Here is a 6,116-nt window from a genome sequence, read left to right on the forward strand (position 1 = left end):
CAGGGTGCTCGGTATGTTCGTGGGTTGCTTCGCTATAGAAATGTAGCGAAAAGAATCATAGGTGAAATGTGAATCATTGGATAGATAGCTTTTGCTGACATTGTAGCTATCTTATCCAAGATGAGTGCCAATAAGAAACATAGTGTATTTTTGAAGGGATGTGTTTCATTTTGGCACTCGTTATCAAGAGAGTCATGAATAGGTTCATGCTAATGTATGATGCTCTTTTAGCAAAGATGGAAACACTGTAAGATTATACTTAGTTTTTCCCGATGAGTGTTTTAGTATATCTATGCTAGATTAAGCGGCCTGCTGTGTTAGAAATTTTGAAATATTTAACATTAATTAGGGGGCGTAGCATGAAATTTTATTTTACTTACCTCAATCGTGAGGCAGATAGATCTGGTTCAAGCTCCTTAAGCTGTTCTTCGGCGGCATTAAGCTGACAGAACAACCTATCATTGTCATCTGACAGTTTCGTGATCTCTGCAGCTTGCTCTTGGCGTTCTGCTTCTAAGATGGCTACTGTAGCCTCTTGTTCTTGGAGTGCTCTACGATAGTCTTCTAGTACTTTCTCTAATGCTGCTAGTTTGGTGGCAATAGCTTCTGATTCAGCCTTGGTTCGGTATGTCTGTTCGTGAACTTTGATGCGCTGTTCTGCTACGGCCTGCGCGGCCTTTGCTGCTGCATCACCTTGCATCTGCATTTGCATCAAGATCCCAGTTTGAAGAGCACGGGTACCGACAGTGTAAAGATCCTGCTCCGAGAACATCCGCTCTTTGCGTATTAAGCCTACATTACGGCCTTCCACACCACTCAAAATCTCGCGCTCCTGCTTGGGGGATAGCTTAGGTGTGGCGGCACCAGCCCGCTCTACGGCGGCAATAGCCTTTTGTGCTGCCTGCTGAGCTACCCATTCTGCACGAGTTAGACGTTGACGCTTTGGCCCAAGCCGAGCTAACCCTAACTCCCGGCCCACAGCTTGATAAAGGCGATCTTGCCAATCTCTCATTGCATTGTTATGGGCGTACTGTTGAGCTGCTTTGGTTTCTCCCTTACGCTTTGCTTCGGCTGCCGCAGCTCGGCCCTGGTGGAGATCGTTGAAACTTTGTCCTGGCTTTGGGACTGCGTAGAAGTGTATGTGGGGGTGCTGTTCATCCTGATGCTCGATCACCGACACCAAATTGTCCCCATATTCGCTCTTGAGCCACGTCAGAGCCTTCTCTTTGAATTCCGGCCACTCTTCTCCCTGCCTAGGGTAGCTAAGAACTCCTGCAAGGAGTACAGGGGCATCTGAGCGGAGCTTCCGGCCTCTAGCGTCTTTGGCCAGCGCGCCCCATGCTTCAGCCTGTTCCACAGCTTCAGAGGGGGAGCAGCCAAAGACCCTGATCGGCTCCTGTGGTTGTTCGACGTGCATACAGTTCTCTCGTTTTCTCTCGGCCTCTGCTGCTACATCTCGTATGCTCCATGCCCCTTTCTGTGGCTTCCTGGCATATGCTTCTACGTGCCCAAACTGGTACATTGTGCCCTCTGCTAACTGACTATCAATCTGAGTCCAAATGAGTTTTTTGTAATGGCAGCACAAGTAAAGTAACCGACTATTACATATCAACTTTCCGCTTCGCTGGAAGGTCGATATGTGTCGGCCCTGCGGGGCTAAAGACTGCCGCGCTGCGCTTGCCTCCCACTCGGCTCTGGCAGAAACTCCCTTCGAGAGTTTCTGCCATCACGAGATGGGCTCATGGTTGGCAACAAGCATCTATAGTTCGACCCGCTATCTCGGAGTAACAGTTACTGAGGCAGGATCCACCCCAACATCCAGTTGCTCCTTCATTTCGTTGCAAAATTCGTGGAATAATTCGTTGACGTATTTTTTGTCTGCCAAGGGACTCTCCGGGTTTGATTCACGGATCTCATCAATCATCATCTTGGCCACTTCTAACCATGCTTTGCGCTGTACCCACTGTTCCGCAGTATCACTGATTTGCTGCTCCAACTGCCCCTGCATGCTCTTTGCATGGCGCTTCCAAATCGTGGTTACTTTCTCCTGATCGTCTTGTCCCGCCTGATACCCCAGGAAAAGGCCATCGTTCAATCTATCCGACATAACGCACCTCAAAGAGTTTCTCTGTTTGTGAATGACGGGGGCCTTGCTCCTTGCTGCTGTGATTCTTGGGCCCCATCTCTTGTTTTATTCTGTTTAGACACATCACGAGCTGCCGAAAGACCCGTAGTTTGCAGATTTTGACCCACTGTAGACATGCCGCCTCGAACTTCGCCCTCGATGCGCTCAGAACCACCCAGACCCGCAACAGAACGTCCTAGCCAGAGCATGACACGATCAGGCAGCCAATGAACAAGGGCAAAACAGGCATGAGTCAGGCCCATCATCAACAGCACGTAGACAGAGACGATCCCCACAAACTTCACGATTCCGACGACACTGCCTGATTGAGCACCCGCCACCATCGGCATGAATGTATCATTCACAACACCAGCCATTGCGTTACACAAACCGATAGCAACAAATACTGCGATCACCATCAACATTGGTTTAATCGCAAGATTGGCCAGCATTCGATACCCCTCCCCAGCAGTCCCGATCTCTTCCTCACCGTAGGGGGAGATATGGGCGGCAGCAAACAAAGGGGCTGCAATCACGGCCTCAACCACTGACAGCAACCAATTTAGGACGGCCATGGTCCAGACCATTGCGGGAATGAGAGGGATATACACCGAGAGCATCAAGCCAAGTCCCAACATAGAGACAATCAGCATCGTTATGGTGCCTCCAGCAGCGGCCAACGCATCGGGCAAAGAGAAACCTAGCCCAACTGTCCACTCAGCCGCTTTGGCTCCAGCAAGGCCGGAAGCACCTGCCACGGCCAGCAATGAGCTTTGTGCAGCCCACAAGAGGTTATCACCCAGCGCCCGCATCTGGGTCATGTGCGAGAGGGTACCACCCGCAGCTTGTTCAGTTGTGATCCTGGCCGCCCCCATAAACGTCTTTGAGAGGAAATCGGCAAACGCTTCTGGGCCATCAGGCTCCGGCAGCCCTGAGCGGTTTTCATAAGCCTGGGCAAGAGTATCCTGGCTATTTCTCGCCATAGCATCAACCTGGATCAGGTAGTCTCTGACGGTGCGCGAGCTCACATCATCGAAGCGAGTAGCGATATCCAAAGGGCGAAGCTGAGGCAGTGAGTTGATAGCTTGCTGCACAGCATCATTCCAGCGCCCGATATGGCCGATCCAGGTGCCCGCATAAAAGAATCCACCGTCAGAGGCTTGGTTCACGAACTGATCCATAGCCTTCTCGTTTGTCTGTTGTACCGCCTGTGCCGCAGCGGCCCGCATCGTGGCATTGTAGCGATTGGCCAGCTCCTGGATCAGTGAGTCAGAGGGGCGGATACCAGAGTTAACAAGGGCCTCTGCTGGGCCTCTGGTAGCAGACAACAAATCCGAGATCGCCGCGCTATGAGCGGCCATAACAGCATTCGTGATCATCCGTGAGTCGTTATCTCCGACCGTTTGCCGCTTCCAAGTAAAACCACCACAGACAGGGGAACCCTCCCCAGGGATCCCCCACTGAATTTCCGTCACAGGCACATTCTGAGAGAACCAGTCTACCGAATAATCGGTATCCTTTGCTCTGGTCGCGACACGTTCACTTAACCCAGCTTCCTCGAATCCCTTATTAAGGGCAGCAGTACATACTTGGGATTTAAAAATGCTAGCAGCCAAATTTCTAGAGTCTGGCAAAACTGGACTAAGAATATATTGGTTTGTTTTGAAATAATCCATGATGACTACCATGGATTTATCCCCTAAACCGACCCCTTGAAGGGCAACCCACATCACCATTATTTGAATAAGACTAAAACCATTTTTAGCTGGGAATAAGCAGGTAGTACCAATGACCATTCTAACCGGTGTTTTAACTTGGCTTTTTGCATTTCCAAGAAACCGGCCTGTTTCACCAGAGTCGATCATTCCCTTTAGTATGCCAAAAATGAAATAGAGCATACCTAAGAAATATGCGCCGAGGCCAAACACTCCCATGAAAGCTCCGATCAGCCCAGGTTCAGACCAGGATTGCCCCAGAAGCACGAAGTCAACAAGTCCACCAAAAATCAAACGGAGATAATCAACAGCGGCAGAGTTTGGCAGCGGGCTAAAGGTATCAATAGCCATCGCTGGAGAAGCCGAGAACAGCACCAGCAGTAGAAGATTATGCAGTTTCAACATGATCTCCCTCCTTGGGCATCGCATCCCCTCCCTTAGCCCAACAGGCGATAAGAATAGGGAGTATCAACAGCACAGCAAGCAGGAACTTGGCCCCGAACAGATCAACGGCAGCACGATAATCAGAGATAACATCAATTAATATAGGCGCTTGCCACACACCGATTAACAACAAGATCGCCGGTATGGCCGCTCGACATTTCAACACAAGCCAAACACAAGAAATAAACTGGATGAACATCAGCATTTCTATCATGATCGCATGAAACGCTGGCCAGTCATACGCCATTAATACAGCGCGTGATCTAAAGCCGGCCCCCATCCAAATACCAGCAAACAATACACCGGAAACAGAATATTGTTTAGCTTTTGCTAAAATCATTTTTGAAAACATATAGCCCCTTGTCTGTAGATATTATATATACAGCTGGTAGATAATTAGCACAGTTAAATGATGCATTTTGAAGGAGAAAGGAAAATATTAATTTCTTTCACCTTTATTTAATTAAATACTTTGTTTGCACACATCCGCAGGGACGCCAGAAGCCGTACAGGCCAGTATGCGGCGAAGGGAGTCATTGCAACGCTGGTGCAGCTTCATCACCCGTTTGAGCTCCGCTTTAGAGCAGGGGAGAACGTTGTTGCACTCCACCACCTTGATGGGTACCCAGGGGCACATCCGCTTGATATCGGCCTGCACTTTGGCAGCCGTGGTGGCAACATCGACAGCCCCCAACGGTGAATCCGAGGTCGCTACAGCAGCGGCCAGAACCAGAGCTATCATGCTATGCCCTCCATGCCAGCGCCTATGCGATACAGTAGCTCGCCGAAAGCTTCATGCAGAACAGGGTGGTTAGCGACAATCGCAAATGCCGCATTAAGCGGTGCTAACGCTGGCTGCAACTGTTCGGCCAGTAATTCAACATGCTCGGGAGGTAGGTTAGGTGATACTGACTCGATCAGGTCTATCAGTTCTTGCTGTGGTAGTAGTGCAATGCCGATATGCTCCATAATTAATTTCCTTATTTATCAAGATGTTTTTGACATCCTAGAGTTACCCACAGGCATCTATGTTTTTCTTCACTTATCCTATGTTTCACTTCACCTTTGCTAGATTTTGCTTCACCTACTCTATATTTCACTTCACCTTTACTATTTTTTACTTCACCTACTTCCATTTTTTTAATTTAAAATCAATGGGTTACATCCCTATAAATAGGTTTAAATAAGATATAAATAGGATCTAAAAGAACAAGAGAGAAATTCTTGTGGTGACTGGGGGTAACTGCGCTAATCCGTCCATAGGTCATCGGTTCGACCTGTGGGCGGTAGCAGTTATCCCCTAAGCCTGTTTACTCTATTGATGCCGTTTGTTGGGAGTATTTCGCGTGGTGATACGTTCTACCATCCAAGCATCGATCTCTGATTCGATAAATGCTACCGAACGAGCCCCAAGGCGAACCGTTTTTGGGAAAAGATCTTGGGCCATCAAGTCATAAATAGAGCTTTTTGATAACCCTGTTTTTTTAACAGCCTCCCCAACACGAATAAAACGTAGTGCTTGATTGGGGGTTGGGATGTATTGCTCCATAATTGCCTCATCGTTTTGTGTCGATGGAGTTATTAGAGCACGAGTTGGACGGGAAACGATGACGTGTAATATTTATTAAACTGCTTAGTAAATTTACACGTCAACAGTCATTCATTATGGAAAATCTACTCATGGCTTATTCATTGCGGAGCCAAGCAATCTCTCGATTGTATTGATTTCCAGTGGACACCCTTTTTCACCAAAAAGAGTCCATTCTTGATCTAAAATGATTTCAGCCCACCCCTTTGCTGTACTGCATTCTTCCGGCCACTGTGCTTTAGCG

Annotated in this window: 7 protein-coding genes; all 7 read right to left on the reverse strand. The window is 48.4% G+C overall.

The window, feature by feature from the left end; genetic code table 11:
- Nucleotides 1-376: 376 nt before the first annotated feature.
- The 7 genes from LG31_RS0103970 to LG31_RS20260 all read right to left on the reverse strand — a co-directional run bounded on the left by LG31_RS0103970 (nt 377) and on the right by LG31_RS20260 (nt 5,833).
- Nucleotides 377-1,417 (reverse strand): plasmid recombination protein, encoded by a 1,041-nt coding sequence (locus tag LG31_RS0103970; RefSeq protein ID WP_050513400.1) that lies wholly within the window; start codon nt 1,415-1,417, stop codon nt 377-379.
- 357 nt (nt 1,418-1,774) lie between these two features.
- Nucleotides 1,775-2,107: a hypothetical protein gene (locus LG31_RS0103975; protein ID WP_033113214.1), complete on the reverse strand. Its 333-nt coding sequence runs from the start codon at nt 2,105-2,107 to the stop codon at nt 1,775-1,777.
- 8 nt (nt 2,108-2,115) lie between these two features.
- Nucleotides 2,116-4,245, reverse strand: a complete 2,130-nt coding sequence (locus LG31_RS0103980; RefSeq protein ID WP_033113210.1) for a DotA/TraY family protein — start codon at nt 4,243-4,245, stop codon at nt 2,116-2,118.
- On the reverse strand, nt 4,229-4,636 hold the full coding sequence (locus tag LG31_RS0103985) for a hypothetical protein (protein WP_033113211.1): 408 nt from the start codon (nt 4,634-4,636) through the stop codon (nt 4,229-4,231). The genes LG31_RS0103980 and LG31_RS0103985 overlap by 17 nt, the downstream gene beginning before the upstream one ends.
- A gap of 111 nt (nt 4,637-4,747) precedes the next feature.
- Nucleotides 4,748-5,026, reverse strand: a complete 279-nt coding sequence (locus LG31_RS0103990; protein WP_033113212.1) for a hypothetical protein — start codon at nt 5,024-5,026, stop codon at nt 4,748-4,750.
- Nucleotides 5,023-5,253 carry a hypothetical protein gene (locus LG31_RS0103995; protein ID WP_238567470.1) on the reverse strand — a complete coding sequence of 77 codons (231 nt, stop codon included), beginning with the start codon at nt 5,251-5,253 and terminating at the stop codon, nt 5,023-5,025. The genes LG31_RS0103990 and LG31_RS0103995 overlap by 4 nt, the downstream gene beginning before the upstream one ends.
- A 346-nt stretch (nt 5,254-5,599) precedes the next feature.
- The gene (locus LG31_RS20260; protein WP_084059531.1) at nt 5,600-5,833 is read right to left on the reverse strand and encodes a helix-turn-helix transcriptional regulator; all 234 of its coding nucleotides are present in this window, start codon (nt 5,831-5,833) and stop codon (nt 5,600-5,602) included.
- Nucleotides 5,834-6,116 lie beyond the last annotated feature (283 nt).

It is taken from the genome of Aeromonas lacus (assembly GCF_000764665.1).
In the GTDB taxonomy this organism is placed as follows: domain Bacteria; phylum Pseudomonadota; class Gammaproteobacteria; order Enterobacterales; family Aeromonadaceae; genus Aeromonas; species Aeromonas lacus.